Source organism: Stenotrophomonas sp. TWI1151, assembly GCF_039673135.1.
In the GTDB taxonomy this organism is placed as follows: Bacteria; Pseudomonadota; Gammaproteobacteria; order Xanthomonadales; family Xanthomonadaceae; genus Stenotrophomonas.
This window is the reverse complement of sequence record NZ_JBDJLA010000002.1, coordinates 351,904-368,731: the sequence shown is the minus strand read 5'-3', so window position 1 is coordinate 368,731 and position 16,828 is coordinate 351,904. Positions and strand designations below refer to the sequence as shown.

14 protein-coding genes are annotated in these 16,828 nt (G+C 67.2%); 10 read left to right on the top strand and 4 right to left on the bottom strand.

The genetic code is table 11. The features are described from left to right. Nucleotides 1-71: 71 nt before the first annotated feature. The 5 genes from ABE422_RS05760 (at nucleotide 72) to ABE422_RS05740 (ending at nucleotide 4,561) form a co-directional block, all read left to right on the top strand. Nucleotides 72-548: a hypothetical protein gene (locus tag ABE422_RS05760; protein WP_346481080.1), complete on the top strand. Its 477-nt coding sequence runs from the start codon at nucleotides 72-74 to the stop codon at nucleotides 546-548. 64 nt (nucleotides 549-612) lie between these two features. Further along, the gene (locus tag ABE422_RS05755) at nucleotides 613-1,323 is read left to right on the top strand and encodes an HAD family hydrolase (RefSeq protein ID WP_102788871.1); all 711 of its coding nucleotides are present in this window, start codon (nucleotides 613-615) and stop codon (nucleotides 1,321-1,323) included. A gap of 28 nt (nucleotides 1,324-1,351) precedes the next feature. Next, nucleotides 1,352-2,719 carry a leucyl aminopeptidase family protein gene (locus tag ABE422_RS05750; protein ID WP_346464192.1) on the top strand — a complete coding sequence of 456 codons (1,368 nt, stop codon included), beginning with the start codon at nucleotides 1,352-1,354 and terminating at the stop codon, nucleotides 2,717-2,719. 166 nt (nucleotides 2,720-2,885) lie between these two features. After that, nucleotides 2,886-3,998 carry a catalase family peroxidase gene (locus tag ABE422_RS05745; RefSeq protein WP_346482635.1) on the top strand — a complete coding sequence of 371 codons (1,113 nt, stop codon included), beginning with the start codon at nucleotides 2,886-2,888 and terminating at the stop codon, nucleotides 3,996-3,998. Beyond that, entirely contained in the window at nucleotides 3,995-4,561 is a 567-nt protein-coding gene (locus ABE422_RS05740) for a cytochrome b/b6 domain-containing protein (RefSeq protein ID WP_313208840.1), read from the top strand. The genes ABE422_RS05745 and ABE422_RS05740 overlap by 4 nt, the downstream gene beginning before the upstream one ends. 121 nt (nucleotides 4,562-4,682) lie before the next feature. Here ABE422_RS05740 and ABE422_RS05735 read toward each other — a convergent pair whose 3' ends face one another. The 4 genes from ABE422_RS05735 to ABE422_RS05720 are packed head-to-tail and all read right to left on the bottom strand — an operon-like array spanning nucleotide 4,683 to nucleotide 8,190. Continuing rightward, on the bottom strand, nucleotides 4,683-5,285 hold the full coding sequence (locus ABE422_RS05735) for a response regulator transcription factor (RefSeq protein ID WP_346482634.1): 603 nt from the start codon (nucleotides 5,283-5,285) through the stop codon (nucleotides 4,683-4,685). Further along, entirely contained in the window at nucleotides 5,282-6,517 is a 1,236-nt protein-coding gene (locus ABE422_RS05730) for a sensor histidine kinase (protein WP_313208842.1), read from the bottom strand. Before ABE422_RS05730 ends, ABE422_RS05735 begins: the two co-directional genes overlap by 4 nt. Nucleotides 6,518-6,523: 6 nt before the next feature. Then, entirely contained in the window at nucleotides 6,524-7,294 is a 771-nt protein-coding gene (locus tag ABE422_RS05725) for an ABC transporter permease (protein ID WP_313208843.1), read from the bottom strand. Next, entirely contained in the window at nucleotides 7,291-8,190 is a 900-nt protein-coding gene (locus tag ABE422_RS05720; RefSeq protein WP_313208844.1) for an ABC transporter ATP-binding protein, read from the bottom strand. Before ABE422_RS05720 ends, ABE422_RS05725 begins: the two co-directional genes overlap by 4 nt. A 205-nt stretch (nucleotides 8,191-8,395) precedes the next feature. Between ABE422_RS05720 and ABE422_RS05715 the strand changes: the two genes are divergently transcribed. The 5 genes from ABE422_RS05715 to ABE422_RS05695 all read left to right on the top strand — a co-directional run bounded on the left by ABE422_RS05715 (nucleotide 8,396) and on the right by ABE422_RS05695 (nucleotide 16,237). Then, nucleotides 8,396-9,631: an efflux RND transporter periplasmic adaptor subunit gene (locus ABE422_RS05715; protein ID WP_346482633.1), complete on the top strand. Its 1,236-nt coding sequence runs from the start codon at nucleotides 8,396-8,398 to the stop codon at nucleotides 9,629-9,631. 166 nt (nucleotides 9,632-9,797) lie between these two features. Next, nucleotides 9,798-10,487, top strand: a complete 690-nt coding sequence (locus ABE422_RS05710) for an ABC transporter ATP-binding protein (protein ID WP_313208846.1) — start codon at nucleotides 9,798-9,800, stop codon at nucleotides 10,485-10,487. 14 nt (nucleotides 10,488-10,501) lie between these two features. Further along, entirely contained in the window at nucleotides 10,502-11,662 is a 1,161-nt protein-coding gene (locus ABE422_RS05705) for an FtsX-like permease family protein (protein ID WP_313208847.1), read from the top strand. A 10-nt stretch (nucleotides 11,663-11,672) separates the two neighbouring features. Next, nucleotides 11,673-12,983 (top strand): ABC transporter permease, encoded by a 1,311-nt coding sequence (locus tag ABE422_RS05700; protein ID WP_313208848.1) that lies wholly within the window; start codon nucleotides 11,673-11,675, stop codon nucleotides 12,981-12,983. Between the two features lie 431 nt (nucleotides 12,984-13,414). After that, nucleotides 13,415-16,237 (top strand): TonB-dependent receptor, encoded by a 2,823-nt coding sequence (locus ABE422_RS05695; protein ID WP_346482632.1) that lies wholly within the window; start codon nucleotides 13,415-13,417, stop codon nucleotides 16,235-16,237. The last annotated feature ends 591 nt before the right edge of the window (nucleotides 16,238-16,828 follow it).

Below are 16,828 nucleotides of genomic sequence, written 5' to 3'. Positions count from 1 at the left end.
GGGTACGGCTGGCTGCGCGATCCCCGGTGGTGCCAGAATACCGGCACCTTTTCGGATGGATCCCGGCCCTGATGTCTTCCCTCGCTACCCGTTGCCTGGCCCTCGCCGGCCTTGTCACCCTCGCTGCCCCGACGTTGGCTGCTCCCCCACCCAGCCCCGAGGTGGCCAGCCGCCAGCTGGTCGAGGCGGTCACCTGCAAGCGTCACCTGACGCCTGCGCAGTTCGCCGCGCTGGCGAAGGTGCTCAAGCCGACCGAGCTGCAGGCGTACGGCGAACTGTCCGATGGCGAGTATGCGCTGACCACGCCGCTGCTCGTGCTGGGCCAGCCAGTGAACCGCCTGCACCTGTACGACGGTGCCAACGGCGAGGACAGCATCGACAGCTATACCGCCTACTTCAGCACAGCCGGTATCGAACAGATCGCAGCGCTGGCGAAGATTCCGCGCAACGAAGCCGGCGACTACACCCTGGAAGTGGGCCGCCACGACCTGAGCGTGCGGCAGGACGAGGGCCAGGCCTCCATCGCCTGCTCCTACGACCTGCGCTGAAGCACCTCACCTCGGCGCCTGCGCGCGCCATGAAAGCCCGCGCGCGCAGGCGTAGAATGGCGGGGTGAATTTCCCCGTCCAAGCCATCACCCTCGACCTCGACGACACCTTGTGGCCGTTCGCCCCCATCGGCGCCCGCATCGACCAGGTGTTGTACGAGTGGATGCTCCAGCACAGCCCCGCCACCGCCGCGATGTACCCGGTGGCGGCGATGCGCGAACTGCGCGAGCGCTCCTTCCATGACAACCCGCACCTGCACTACGACCTGAGCGCGCTGCGCCGGTTGACGCTGAGCGAGGCGCTGGAGAAAAGCGGCGCCGATCCGGCCCTGCTGGAACCGGCCTACGAGGCGTTCTACGCCGCGCGCAACCAGGTCGAGTTCTATCCGGATGCGATGGACGCGCTGGCCCGGATCGCCGCACGCGTGCCGGTCGCCGCCCTCAGCAACGGCAATGCCGACCTGCAGCGCATCGGCGTGTCCCACCATTTCACCTTCCAGCTCGGCTCGCGCGAGCACGGCGCGGCCAAGCCCGCAGCGAGCATCTTCCATGCGGCCTGCGAGCGCCTCGCGGTGGCCCCTGCCCACGTGCTGCACGTCGGCGACCACGCCGAGATGGACGTGGTCGGTGCGATGCAGGCCGGCCTGCGCGGCTGCTGGATCAACCGCGAAGAACACCCCTGGACCCACCCTTCACTGCAGCCCGATCTGCAGTTCGACACCCTGACCGGGCTGGCCGACTGGCTGGATGCGAACGCATCCGCCCAGCACGCGTAAGCCGCCGCCCAAGGAGCACTCGAGTCCCATGTCCCAGATCAACGGTTTCACGTCCGACACCTCGCATGCGCTGCCGCTGCATGTGATGACCCGCGAGCAGTACGCCGGCTGGCGTGCGCAGCAATCCGACGCGCTCGGCGCGTGGCTGGACGCGCAGCGCTTCAACGGCAGCGGTGGCAGCGTGGTGCTGCTGCCGGGCGAGCACGGCCTGGCCGGCGCGATCGTCGGTGTTGGCGACCCGGGGGATGTCTACAGCTACGCGCACGCGCCGTTCGCGCTGCCGGAAGGCACCGTCTGGACACTGGCGGATGCACTGGCGCCGGAGATCGAGACCCTGCTGCAGATCGGCTGGGGCCTGGGCAGCTACCGCTTCGCGCGCTACCGAACGCCCAACCGCGCGCCGGCCCAGCTGGCTGCCACGCCTTCGGCCGAAGTGCGCGATGTGATCATCGCCAGCCTGCGCGTGCGCGACTGGGTCAACACCCCGACCGAGGACATGGGTCCGCAGCAGCTGGAAGATGCCGCGCGCGAACTGGCCACCGCGCATGGTGCGCAGATCGACGTGATCACCGGCGATGCGCTGCTGGAGCAGAACTTCCCGTCCATCCACGCCGTGGGCCGCGCCTCGCATCGCGCGCCCCGCCTGATCGTGCTGCGCTGGGGCAACGCAGGCCAGCCGCACGTGGCGCTGGTCGGCAAGGGCGTGTGCTTTGACACCGGCGGGCTGGACATCAAGCCGGGTGACGGCATGCGCAACATGAAAAAGGACATGGGCGGCGCCGCGCACGCACTGGGCCTGGCCGGCCTGATCATGGCCCAGCAGTTGCCGGTGCAGCTGACCCTGCTGATCCCGGCGGTGGAAAACGCGATCGGTCCGGATGCGTTCCGCCCGGGCGAAGTGATCGCCAGCCGCAAGGGCCTGAGCATCGAGATCGACAACACCGATGCAGAAGGGCGCGTGATCCTCGCCGATGCGCTGACCTACGCCAGCGAGCAGCAGCCGGAGATCGTGCTCGATTTCGCCACCCTGACCGGCGCGGCCCGCATCGCGCTGGGCCCGGACCTGCCGGCACTGTTCAGCAACGACGACACCCTGGCCCAGCAGTGGCTGCAGGCCGGTGAATCGGTGCGCGATCCGGTCTGGCGCATGCCGCTGTGGCGCCCGTACCTGCGCTACCTGCACAGCAACATCGCGGATCTGGCCAACGCCGGTTCGCGCATGGCCGGCTCGGTCACCGCCGCGCTGTACCTGGAGCGATTCATCGCCGAAGGCCAGACCTGGGCGCATCTGGATGTCTACGCCTGGAACGACGGCGAACGCCCGGGCCGTCCGGCCGGTGGCGAAGCGCTGGCGCTGCGTTCGGCGTGGGCGATGCTGAAGACGCGGTACGCCTGAGGCTGCACCGGGTAGTACCCGGAACGCGCTGTTCCCACGATCCCCGCTCCGGCGGGGATCGTCGTTTCTGCAGAGTTGGCGAAAATGTGAATATCGGCCTGCGCCGGGTTCTGACACCATGCTCCTGTCGCCCACCCACACACATCGTGAAGGCAGGAATCCGGACATGTCGCTCTTCGGCTATACCCGCGCTGGTCGCGAACCGGGCGCTCCACGCCCTCAATCACCGCTGCTGTGGATCGCGCTGATCGCCCTGATCGCGGGTGGCCTGGTGCTGGCCTTCGCCTGGCTGGCCGGCTGGATCGGCCGCGACCGCGTCACCGCGCAGACCTTCACCGATGCCATCGAGGCGACCGGCCCCCCGCAGCCCGGCTTCCGCCGCGCGCATACCAAGGGGGTCTGCGTCAGCGGTGTGTTCCAGGGCACGCCGGAAGGCGCGGCGCTGAGTTCGGCCCGCGTGTTCCGGCAGCGCCAGGTACCGGTGTTGGGCCGCCTGTCGATCGGCGGCGGCGACCCGCATGGCGCCGACAACAAGGCCCGCGTGCGCAGCATGGCGCTGCAGCTGGTCAGCGACGATGGGCAGGAATGGCGCATGGCGATGAACAGCTTCCCGTTCTTCGCGGTGCCCACCGCCGAGGCCTTCCTGGAACAGACCCGCGCCGGCACGCCGGACCCGGCCACCGGTAAACCGGACCCGGCAAAGATGGCCGCCGTGCTGGAGAAGTACCCCTCCGCGCTTGCCTTCCAGCAGTGGGCCAAGACCGCCCCGTGGTCGAACAGCTGGGCCAACACCCCCTACAACGGCGTCAACAGTTTTCGTTTCACCGCCGCCGATGGCAGCCACCACTTCGTGCGCTGGAGCATGCGCCCACAGGCGCCCTTCGAGGACATGACGCCGGAACAGCGCGCGCAGTCCGACGATGATTTCCTCAGTGAGGAGTTCGCGCAGCGGCTGGCACAGGGCCCGGTGCGCTGGGACATGTGGGTGACGATCGCCAACGACGGCGACCCGATCAATGACCCCTCGCAGGTGTGGCCGGAAGACCGCCGCCAGGTGAAGGCCGGCACGCTGACCCTGAGCAGCATGCAGCCGCAGGCCACCGGTGCCTGCCGCGACCTCAACTACGATCCGCTGATCCTGCCCAGCGGCGTGGCCGGCACGGATGATCCGATCCTGGCCGCACGCTCGGCGGTGTATTCGCAATCGTTCAATCGCCGCGAGCGCGAAATCGCCAGCGGCAAAGCGCCCGCCGCCACGGGCAAGGAAGGTGCGCGATGAACCGTGATGCCGGCCATTTCAATCTCCTCGCGCGCATCCTGCACTGGCTGATGGCGGCGATGATCCTGACCATGCTGTTCGTCGGCGTGACCATGGTCGCGTCACTGCACTGGCGGCCGATGCTGATCGACCTGCATCGGCCACTCGGCATCGCCATCCTGCTGCTGGTGCTGGTGCGCCTGTACAACCGCCTGCGGCATCGCCCGCCGCCGCTGCCGGCCGACCTGCCCGCCTGGCAGGCCGCGGCGGCGCATGCTTCGCACTGGGTGCTCTACGGGCTGATGCTGGCCATGCCGCTGGTCGGCTGGGGCATGCTCTCTGCCGGCGGCTACCCGATCGTGATGGGCGGCGGCGTGCACCTGCCCGCGATCCTGCCGCACAACCCGGCGCTGTACGCGGCGCTGCGCAATGCGCACAGCCTGCTCGCCTATGTGCTGTTCGCCACGGTGGTGATGCATCTGTCAGCCGCGCTGTTCCACCTGTGGGTGCGCCGCGATGGCGTGTTCCAGGCGATGGCGAAGGGGCCGGGCCGCACCTCCCCCACCGACACCGATCCCCGGTAGCCACCGACCGTTGGTCGGTGGTATCGGATCGCATGCATCGCTGGCACCCCGGTAGTGCCGGCCGCTGGCCGGCTCCCGTTATTCTCGACAGAGAGGGTGCAGAGCCGGCCAGCGGCCGGCACTACAGCCAGCCTTTCTGCCGCGCCAGCCGATACGCTTCGATGCGGTTGGCCACGCCGAGCTTGCCGATGCATTCGGACAGGTAGTTGCGCACCGTCCCGTGCGAGAGCCCGAGCTGGGTGGCGATCTCGCTGGCCGAGCGGCCGTCGCCGGACAGGCGCAGCACCTGGCGCTCGCGGTCGTTGAGCGGATCGGCCTGCGACCAGGCATCCAGCGCCAGCTGCGGATCGATCGCGCGGCCGCCGTGCTGCACCTGGCGCAGTGCATCGGCCAGGCGTTCGGCCGGGGCATCCTTGAGCAGATAGCCGCAGACGCCGGCATCCAGCGCGCGGCGCAGGAAGCCGGAGCGCGCGAAGGTGGTGACGATCACGACCTTGATCGGCAGGCCCTGGCGGGCGATCCGCTGCGCCAGTTCCAGCCCGGACAGACCGGGCATTTCGATATCGGTGACCAGGATGTCCGGGTGCAGCTGCTGCAGCATCCGCCACGCGGCTTCCCCATCGGCGGCGCTGCCCAGCACCTCGATATCCGGCTCCAACCCGAGCAGCGCGGACAAGGCGCCACGCACCATCGCCTGGTCTTCGGCGAGCACGATGCGGATCATGATGCACCCCCGGCAGGCAGCGACGGCGCTGTCGGCACCTCCACCGGCGCCACCACGGCGGTGGTCGCGGCCGGCAAGGTGACCCGCACCGTCACGCAGGTGCCCTCCCCTTTTGCGGACTGCACCGCCAGGGTGCCACGCAGTGCAGCGACGCGTTCGCGCATCCCGGTCAGGCCGTTGCCATCGACGTGGGCGCCGCCGCGCCCGTCATCACGGATCTGCATCAACAGACTGCGCCCGTCCTGCTCGAAGGTGATCCACGCCTGCCGCGCCTGTGCATGACGGGCGACATTGGTCACCGCCTCGCGCAGCACCAGCGACAGCGCCCGCTCCGTATCGACCGGCATCGGCGGCGGTGGCGCGTAGTGCAGATGCACATGCTGGTACTCCAGCAGCAACCGCGCCGAGGCGAGTTCGGCCGCCAGATCGCTGGCGCGGATACCGGTGACTGCACTGCGCACTTCGGCCAGCGCCTGCCGCGCGATCGTTTCAGCCTCGTCCACTTCGCGGCGCGAGCCGGCTGGATCGCGGTCGGCCAGCTTGCGCGAGAGCTCAAGCTTCAAGGTGATCAAGGACAGCGTATGCCCCAGCAGATCGTGCAGATCGCGGCCAATGCGCTCACGTTCGGCCGTTGCCGCCAGCCGACGCACTTCGTCCTGGGACAGCTGCAGCGCTGCATCCTGTTCATGGCTCGCGGTTTCGAAATTGACCACCAGGCTGATGATCATCGCCATGCTCGGGATCCAGATCAGCGCCTGCCACGGATAGTGGGCCAACAAACCCACCACCACGAACAACGCGTTCAAGCCCACCAGCTGCAGCAGATAGCGCCCATAGCCACTGCGGCGCGAGACGCGCAGGGTGACACAGCCGAAAATGAAGTAGCTCACCGCCGAGGGGTACCACGCCAGCGGCACCAGCCCCAGCACCACCATCGACAGCGCATAGCGCGGCGCGTGGCAACGCGGTGCGAGCAGCACACCGGCGTACAGGACCAGGAACACCGGGTAGGTCAGCAGGGTCAGCGCCGCCCATCGCCACGTGTAGCCACCGCCGAACAGCGGCGTCAGGAACACCCACAGCGTCCACAGCAGGTGGATCGCATCGACCCACGGCGATCTGCCGCGCCGCAGGTTCTCGGCCACGGCCGAATCCGGCGCGGGGCGCAGCAGGGAGGCGAGCCGACTGAAGGACACGGACGATTCCAAGGCAGAACGAACAGGCGCGATCATGCCACTTCAGCCGATCCGCCGCAGGCGGCGCCGTGCCAGCCCAAGCGCCACGACGGTAATGCAAAGCAGTACGGCCACGTGGACCCAGGCACTGCCCTGCGCCGGCTGACCGACCGCCGGCAATGCCAGCTGGGCCAGATGCCAGGTCGGCCACAGCGGCGCCATGGCGCTGAACAGCGGTGGCAGCATCGACAGCGGCAGCCACAGCCCGGACAACAACGCCAGCGGCAGATAGACCAGGTTGACCACCGCCGGCGCCGCGTTGGCGCTGACATGGCTGCCGATCAACAGGCCGATCGCGCCCAGCGGCAGCGCCGCGAACGCCGCCACCGCCAGCAGATGAAGCGCGGCCCAAGGGGTGACAGACACGCCGGCGCCCATCGCCACCGCCATGAGCAGCACCGCCACCAGCACCGCGAACAGGACGGCCATCAGCAGGCGTGCGAGCAGGGGTGCCATCGGTGGCATCGGCAGTGCACGCTTGAGTGTGAGCAGGCCGCCCTCGCGGTCCAGCGCCAACTGCACGCCGAAGCCGAACAGCGCCGGCGCCATTGCACCGAACACGCAGTAGGTGGCCAGCAGATAGATCGAGGCCTGGCCGCGACCGAGCAGCACACCGAACAAAGAATAGAACAACACCGGGAACAGCAGCGACGGCAGCACGAAGCCCGGGTAGCGCCAGGCACGCCGCAGTTCGCACACGATCTCGGCGCGGTAGATCGGCCACGCGGGCACGCGGGCGGACGTGGCGGATACGGTTTCAGTCACGGTGTTCATGCGGCCTCCCGGGTCAGTTCAACGAAGGCGTCGGCCAGCCCGCCGCCATGCACGTCCAGTTCCTGCAGCTGCGGATCTTCGGCGAGCAGCCGCGCGACCACCGGCTCGGCCGGTTCGGCCAGCAGCTGCAGGTGCAGGCCATCGCGCACCGCCTCGCGCACGCCCGGCCAGGTCTTCAGCGTCTCCACGTCCAGTGCGCTGCGGCAGCGGATGCGACGCGGCGCGAGCTGCTGGCGGAACTGCGCCAGCGGACCATCGGCCAGCACCCGGCCCTGTTCGATCACCACCACGCGCTGGGCCAGCGCCTCGGCTTCTTCCAGATAATGCGTGGTCAGCAGCACACCGCAGCCCTCGGCCGCCAGCTGCCGGATCGCCTGCCAGAGCTGCTGCCGCGCCTGGATGTCCAGGCCGGTGGTCGGCTCATCGAGGAACAGCAACTGCGGCCGCCCGCAGACCGCGATGGCGAACTGCACCCGGCGCTGCTGGCCGCCGGACAGCGTTCCGTAGCGACGCCGGGCAAGATCGGTCAGCCCGGCCAGTGCAAGGCAGTCCGCCAGTGAGCGCGGATCGACGTAACAGGTGCGCGCCAGATCAATCAGCTCCCGGACCTGCAGCACCGGTGGCAACGCGGTGGCCTGCAGCATCACCCCGATGCCGCCGCGACGGTCCCGATCCTGCGGGTCGCCGCCGAGCAGCTCCACCCGACCCGCATCCGCGCGGCGCAGGCCCAGCAGCAGCGAAATGGCCGTGCTCTTGCCGGCGCCGTTGCGGCCGAGCAGGGCCAGCACTTCACCGCGGTGCAGCGAGAAACTCACGCCCTGCAGGGCGGCGACGTCACCGTAGTGGACCTGGACGTCGTGCAGACAGGCCAGTGGCGAGGCAGTGGATTCAGTCATGGCGGACTCCCGGAGAGGACACCCACAGCTTCTGCTGCCGGCCGCGGCCACCCCAGTGGCCGTCGTCAGCCCATGCGGGTGACAGCTGTCACTGCCGCCGCCGCAGGCCGCCGGGCATGCTGTGCACCACCCCGGCCACCGTGCCGGTTTGCCCCCCGGCCGCCGATGCGGTCACACTCGGCCCGATTCCCCGTCCAGACTCACGATGAACGCATCCGCTGAACTGCTCAAGGAACTCCGCATCGACCGCAAGGCCGGTTCCCCGCCCCCGTCGCCCTCGCGACGCGGCCGCTGGATCGTGTTGGCGATCGTCCTTCTCATTGTGTTGGCCGGCCTGGCCTGGTTCGTGCTCGGTCGCGAGCGCCCGATCGCCGTGACCACCGCGCCCGTGGTGGCGATCCAGCAGGGCGGTGCCAGCAGCTCGGTGCTCGACGCCAGCGGCTATGTGGTCGCCCGGCGCATGGCCACGGTCTCGGCCAAGATCACCGGCAAGGTGCGTGAGGTGATGATCGAAGAAGGCATGCGCGTGGAAGAGGGCCAGGTGATGGCCACGCTCGACCCGATCGATGCCAACGCCCAGCGCAGCCTCTCGGCCTCGCAGCTGGAGGCGGCGCGCAGCCAGCTCGCCGGTCTCCAGGCCCAGGTGGCCCAGGCCGATGCCGAAGCCGGCCGCCTGCAGGCACTGGTCGGCCAGCAGCTGGTCTCGCGCTCGCAGTACGACCTGGCCATCGCCCAGCGCGACAACCTGCGCGCCCAGCTCAAGACCGCCCAGCGCAACACCACCGTGGCCAGCGACTCGCTGGCGATCGCCGACCTCGGCGTGGACAACAACATCGTGCGCGCGCCGTTCTCCGGCGTGGTCACCGCCAAGGCCGCGCAGCCGGGCGAGATCGTCTCGCCGCTGTCAGCCGGCGGCGGGTTCACCCGGACCGGCATCGGCACCATCGTGGACATGGAGTCGCTGGAGATCGAAGTCGAGGTCGGCGAATCCTTCATCGGCCGCGTGCAGCCGAAGATGCCGGTCGAAGCCACCCTCAATGCCTACCCGGACTGGAAGATTCCGGCCGAAGTGATCGCGATCATTCCCACCGCCGACCGCGGCAAGGCCACCGTGAAAGTGCGCGTGGCGCTGAAGACGAAGGACCCGCGCATCGTTCCCGAGATGGGCGTGCGGGTCAGCTTCCTGGAAAGCGCCCAACCGGCCGAAGCGACCAAGCCGCAGGGCGTGCGCGTGCCGGCTTCGGCGATCGTGGAGCGCGAGCAGAAGACCGTCGCCTTCGTGGTCAAGGACGACGCGCGGGTGGAACAGCGCGCGATCACCGTGGGCACCACGCTCAACAACGACCGTCAGGTCACCCAAGGCCTGAGCGCCGGCGAGGTCGTGGTAACCACCCCACCGGCCGAGCTCCATGACGGCAGCAAGGTCACCGAAACCCCCTGACGGGCCAGCAGCTGCGTCACGCGAGCCGCTCTCACGCTCGCGGCAAGTGCGATTCCCTCGTGCCGTCACGGCGCGCACGGTGGCGGCTGTCCGTCACCGCGGAACCCGGCGGCCCTCGCCCGGGCGCGCCGTACGCTCTTTCTTCCCGATCCATGGAGAACCACCCATGTCCACCCTGGTTTCGCTCCGCAACATCACCAAGACCTACCAGCGCGGCCCCGAGAAAGTGCAGGTGTTGCACGGCATCGACCTGGACATCCAGGCGGGCGATTTCGTCGCGTTGATGGGCCCCTCCGGCTCGGGCAAGACGACCCTGCTGAATCTGATCGGTGGGTTGGATACGCCCACCGCCGGCGAGATCGAGATCGAAGGCGAGCGCATCGACCGCATGAGCGGCGGCCAGCTCTCGACCTGGCGCAGCCACCACGTCGGCTTCGTGTTCCAGTTCTACAACCTGATGCCGATGCTGACCGCCCAGAAGAATGTGGAGCTGCCGCTGCTGCTCACGCACCTGGGCCCAGCGCAGCGCAAGCGCAATGCCGAGATCGCGCTGACCCTGGTCGGCCTGGCCGACCGCCGCAGCCACCGCCCGAATGAACTCTCCGGTGGCCAGCAGCAGCGCGTGGCGATCGCCCGTGCGATCGTTTCCGACCCGACCTTCCTGATCTGCGATGAGCCCACCGGTGACCTGGACCGCCAGTCCGCCGAGGAGATCCTGGGGCTGCTGCAGCAGCTCAACCGCGAGCACGGCAAGACCATCATCATGGTCACCCATGATCCCAAGGCCGCCGAGTACGCCACGCACACGGTGCACCTGGACAAGGGCGAACTGGCCGACGCGCCAGCGGCCCACTGACGGAGGAGGCGGCGATGAAATACTTTTCGCTGGTCTGGGCACAGCTGTTCCGCAGCAAGACCCGCACCCTGCTGACGTTGTTGTCGGTGGTGGCGGCCTTCCTGCTGTTCGGCATGCTCGATTCGGTCCGGGTGGCGTTCAACTCCGGCGGTGACACCATCGAAGGCGCCAAGCGGCTGGTGGTCTCCTCCAAGCTCTCGATCACCCAGAGCCTGCCCCTGCGGCTGCTGCGCGATATCGAAGCCACCCCGGGCGTGCGCAAGGTCAACTACGCCATGTGGTTCGGCGGCATCTACCAGGACCAGAAGAACTTCTTCCCGAGCTTCTCGGTCTCGGACAACTACATGGACCTGTACCCGGAGTTCGAGCTGCCGCCCGAGCAGGCCGAGGCATTCAAGAACACCCGCACCGGTGCCCTGGTCGGTGAAGCCCTGGCCAAGCGCTTCGGCTGGAAGCTGGGCGACACCATTCCGATGCAGGCCACGATCTTCCCGCGCAAGGGCAGCAACGACTGGCCGCTGGAATTGACCGGCATCTTCCGGGCCAGGGACCGCAACAACGCCGGTGCGGAGAACCAGATGATGCTGCACTGGAGCTACTTCGATGAATCCAACGACTACATCAAGAACCAGGTCAGTTTCTATACCGTGCAACTGGAGAACCCTGCCCATGCCTCACGCGTGGCGCAGGCGATCGATGCGCTGTCGCTGAACTCCGATCATGAGACCAAGTCGCAGACCGAGGCCTCGTTCTCGCAGGCCTTCGCGAAACAGTTCGCCGATATCGGCCTGATCGTCACCGGCATCATGGCCGCGGTGTTCTTCACCCTGGTGCTGCTGACTGGCAACACCATGGCCCAGGCCGTGCGCGAGCGCATCCCGGAGCTGGCGATCCTCAAGACGCTGGGCTTCAAGGATGGCACCGTGCTGGTCCTGGTGATGGTCGAGTCGGTGCTGCTGATCGTGCTCGGCGGGCTGATCGGCATGGGTCTGGCCTCGATCGTGATGCCCGTGATCAGCGCCAGCAGCCAGGGCATGATCAGCCTGCCCGGCGTGCCAGCGCAGACGTGGGGGGTGGCGCTGTGCCTGATGGCGGTGATCGGAATCGTGGTGGGCCTGCTGCCGGCATTGCGGGCGCAGCGGTTGAAGATCGTCGATGCATTGGCCGGGCGCTGAGGAGACCACCATGAAAACGCACTGGATGTGGAACGTAGTGACCGTGGTGGCGTTGCTGGTCGCCCTGGTGGTGTGGATCGTGCTGCCGTGGTGGATGGTGCTGGCGATCGCCGTGCTGCTGGCCGCGTGGCTGGTGCTTACCCGCAGTGGCCGGCTGTCGCTGGCAGCCGCACGGATCGGCATTGCCAGCCTGCCGCAGCGCTGGGGTGCCTCCTCGGTGATCGTGGTCGGCATCGCCGGCGTGGTCGGCGTGCTGGTGGCGATGCTGGCGATGGGCGATGGCTTCAAGGCCACCCTGGAGCGCAGCGGCAGCGATGACGTGGCGATCGTGCTGCGCGGCGGATCGCAGGCGGAAACCAACTCGGTGATCATGCGCGACCAGGTCCCGTTGATCGAGAACCTGCCCGGCGTGGCCCGTGGCAGCGACGGCAAGCCGCTGATCTCCGCCGAGCTGTCGCAGGTGATCAGCCTGCTCTCGCGCAGCGACCACAGCGATACCAACGTGCAGTTCCGTGGCGTCGGCGAGCAGGCGTGGGCGGTACGCGACAACGTGCGCATCATCGCGGGCCGCAGGTTCAAGCCCGGCCTGCGCGAAATCGTGGTCGGCAAGGGCGCGCAGGCACAGTTCGAGGGCCTGGAGATCGGCAAGACCCTGCAGCTGGGCAAGCAGGAATGGACCGTGGTGGGCGTGTTCGCCTCCAACGATGTGCACGAGTCGGAGCTGTGGTCGGACACGCAGACGCTGTCCACCACCTACAACCGCAGTGCGTATCAGTCGGTCAACGTGCGCACCGAGGGGGCGGCGGGCTTCAAGCAGTTCAAGGACGCCATGGAGGCGGACCCGCGCCTGAAGCTGGATGTGGAGACTACCCGTGACTACTACCGCAAGCAGTCCGGCGGCCTGAGCAAGCTGATCAGCATTCTGGGCACGGTGATCGGCGCGATCATGGCGATCGGCGCGGTGTTCGGTGCGCTCAACACGATGTACGCGGCCGTGGCCACGCGCGCGCGCGAGATCGCCACCATGCGCGCGATTGGATTCCGCGGCGTGCCGGTGGTGACCGCGGTGATGCTGGAGACGATGCTGCTGGCCCTGCTCGGCGGCCTGCTCGGTGGGCTGGTGGCGTGGCTGGTGTTCAACAACTACACCGTCTCCACGCTGGGCAACAACTTCAGCCAGGTGGTGTTTCAGTTCCAGGTTTCCCCGCAGCTGCTGTGGACGGGCCTGAAGTGGGCACTCGGCATCGGCCTGGTCGGCGGCCTGTTCCCGGCACTGCGCGCGGCGCGGCTGCCGATCACCACGGCATTGCGCGAGACCTGAGCGATACGTTTGAACAACGCGCGTGCGCGTGATCGCGCACGCGAAATACCAAGTCTGGAACCGCACTTGCAAGAGTGCGGTTCTTTTTTTGTGCGTGCGTGTTCACTGCACGTTTAGCTGTCGATCACGCAGCTGTACGCGCGCTGCGACGACACGCCGCACGCACTCAAGTTGCCTCGCACGTCGCCGCTATTGCTGCCTCGGCCCACTGCGAGGGTGCTGTTGTCTTCGCGCTGCACGACGATGTGAAAAAGGTTTCGTCTGAATGCGTGGTTTTGTCAGCCATCGTTCATTTACAGCGGTTTTTACGCTTTCAAATGAAAGTAAAAAATTTGAAAAGTCATTAGACTCCCGCCCCCCACGTCGTGGTGTGTTGTTCCCCACGCCGCCCCAACGGGCGAATGTTTTTACAGAGAAAGAGAAACGCACGGATGTATTTGAAGACCAATCCGCTGCGCAACGCGATCGCCATCGCGCTTGTCGCCAGCTGCAGTGCCCCCGCCTTCGCACAGAGTGCCGATGACGGCACCACCAACCTGGATCGCATCGAGATCACCGGCTCGCGCATCCGCCAGGCCAGTGTCGAATCGGCCCAGCCGGTCGTCGCGCTGAACCGCGCCGAGATCGAGAAGAAGGGCTACGTCAACGTCGCCGACATCCTGCAGGACGTCACCGCCGCCGGTTCGCCGAGCATGAGCCGTGCCTCCTCGCTGGAATCGGGTCGCGACTTCGGCGGCATGTACGTGAGCCTGCGCAACCTGGGCCCGGAACGCAGCCTGGTGCTGATCGACGGCCGCCGCATGGGCGTCAGCGCTGGCGGTTACTCCGATCTGGCCTCGATCCCGTCCTCGATCGTGGAGCGCGTGGAAGTGCTGACCGACGGTGCCTCGGCCCTGTACGGCTCGGACGCCATTGCCGGCGTGGTCAACATCATCACCCGCAAGAACTTCGACGGTGCCGAAGTCAGCGCCTACGTCGGCCAGTACAGCGAAGGCGACGGCCAGAAGACCGCCTACAGCGCGACCTTCGGCAAGACCTTCGACCGTGGCTGGGTCACCGTGGGTGGCGAGTACACCGACGAAGATCCGGTCCTGGGCGGCGCGCGTGCGTTCACCGCATACCCGAACGGCCCGCGCCACACCGGCGACGGCCTGAGCGGCGTCACCCCGTGGGGCTACGCGACCGTGGATGGCAGGAACCTCAGCGTGGGCCCGGGCGGCGATCCGACCCAGCTGGGCAATTTCAAGCCGGCGGACAAGGCCAACGACGCCAACACCAAGACCAACATGAGCCTGGTCACCGGGCTGCAGCGCAAGTCGGTGTTCGCCAACGGTGGCTTCTCGATCACCGATGACCTGCGCCTGGTCGCCGATGCACTGTACAGCGAGCGCGAGTCCAGCAAGCAGCTGGCCGGCTACCCGTACCAGAGCACCGGTTCGCGTGCGCTGCTGTCCAAGGACAGCGCGTTCAACCCGTTCGGTCGTGACGTTGCCTTCGCGCATCGCACCGAAGAGCTGCCGCGCGGCACCGAAAACAACCTGACCACCAAGCGCGCCAGCCTGGGCCTGGAAGGCAGCTTCGAGACCGGTTCGCGGTACTGGGACTGGAACGTCAGCTACATGTACAACCGCAATGAAGGCGAGCGCATCGGCACGGGCAGCATGTACCAGCCGAACGTGAACCAGTCGGTCGGCCCGTCGTTCCTGGATGCCAACAACTTCGCCCATTGCGGCAGCGTCGGCAACGTGATTGCCGGCTGCACCCCGTGGAACCCGCTGGCCCCGATGGGCTATACCGGCCCGGGCTCGCTGAGCAACCAGGACGTGCAGGACTTCCTGTTCACCCGCTTCACCGACAAGATGCAGAGCACCACCAAGGTGGCCAGCGCCAACATCTCCGGCTCGCTGTTCAGCCTGCCGGCCGGTGACATCCTGGGTGCACTGGGCGTGGAGCACCGCAGTGAAGAAGCCAGCTACTCGCCGGACCTGATGGTCCAGAAGGGCCAGATCGCCGGCACCACCGGCCAGCCGACCCAGGGCGATTACTCGCTCAACGAGGTCTACCTGGAACTGCAGGTCCCGCTGCTGGCCGACATGGCCTTCGCGCGTGAACTGTCGCTGGACATGGCCGGTCGCTATTCGGACTACAACAACTTCGGCTCGACCACGAACACCAAGTTCGGCCTGAAGTGGAAGCCGATCGACAGCCTGCTGGTGCGCGCCACCTACGGCACCGGCTTCCGTGCACCGACCGTGGAAGATCTGTACGGCGGCACCACCAGCACGCGCGATTCGTACACCGATCCGTGCGACACCAGCTTCGGCGCGGCTGCCAACAACCCGCAGGTCCTGGCGCGCTGCCTGGCCAACGGGGTCCCGGCCAACTTCCGCCAGCTCGCCGCTGACGGCACCGCCGCGACGGTACCGGGCCAGCAGGGTGGCACGGACTTCAGCTCGGGCTCCAACGCCGCACTGAAGCCGGAAACCGCCAAGACCTGGACCGTGGGCGTGGTCTACAGCCCGGAGTTCGTCTCGGGCCTGGACCTGAGCCTGGACTGGTGGAAGATCCGCATCAACGACGTGATCGTCGGTGAGTCGGCCACGGACATGCTCAACCAGTGCTACGTGCTGGGTGTGGATGCCGCATGCGACCGCTTCACCCGTGCCAAGTCGGGCCGCACCATCGGTCAGGTCAACGGTCTGGACCGCACGCTGTTGAACGCGGGCTACCAGGAAACGGCCGGCTATGACCTGTCGGTCCGTTACCGTCTGCCGGAGCTGGCGATCGGCAAGTTCGCGGTCTCCTGGAACACCACGTACGTGGACTACCTGGAGCGCAAGAACGACAACGTCGACACCACCCCGGTGCGTCAGTACACGGGCTGGGAGGGCAACTTCCGCGTGCGTTCGAACCTCAATCTGGACTATCAGTACGGCAACTTCGGCCTCGGCTGGACGGCGCGTTACTACTCCAGCATGAAGGAGAACTGTGCGTACACGACCGAGTGCAGCAATCCGGGCTTCAGTTCGGCGTACACGGGCCGCCAGGGCATCAACAAGGTGGGCTCGAACACGTTCCACGATATCCAGGTGCGTTATGTGCTGCCGTGGAATGGCACGGTCTCGATGGGCCTGAACAATGTGTTCGACCATCAGGGTCCGATCATGTACAGCCAGCCGAACAGCAGCTTCACGTACTACGGTGGGTTCGATATCGGCCGCTATATGTACATGAAGTATCAGCAGCGTTTCTGATCGGGTTCGCCTGATCACCCTTTTCTAATCTGCGGCTTACTCTCTCCAAGCCGCTGAGTGGAAGTAAGACGGCGCCTTCGGGCGCCGTCTTTTTTTTGATCTCGCGAGACTGCAGGAGGTGTGAGTTGAGACGCAACAGCAGAGCAACAGCGCAAAAGCGCAAAAGCGCGTAGGGCTGCGGTCGCGCTGGTTGGGGCGGGGGTGGCGGGGGTGGGGGCGGCCCGGGGTGGGTTCGCGGGACCCGCTGCAAGTACGTCCATGTAAGCTCGTATGCCGCCATCCATGGCGGCATACGGTCCCGCCAACCCACCCGTGCCCACCCTTTGACAGTGGGCTGGTGCGCAATGGAACAGCAGCACCGCGGCTGCGGCTTTTGATCTGCCCGGCTTTGATCTGCGCGGCTTTCATCTGCTCAGCGTTGATCCGCCCAGCTTGATGGGCTCAGCGTTGCTTTGCTCTGCCTCACAGACTCCGCTCCACCTGCTTGGCTACGCTCTGTCGTGGCTGCGCTCTATCCTGGCCGCCCTCTGTCTTGGCTGCGCTATGACTTCGCTACGCTTCGACGGGCGTTGCTTCCACCGGATCAATACG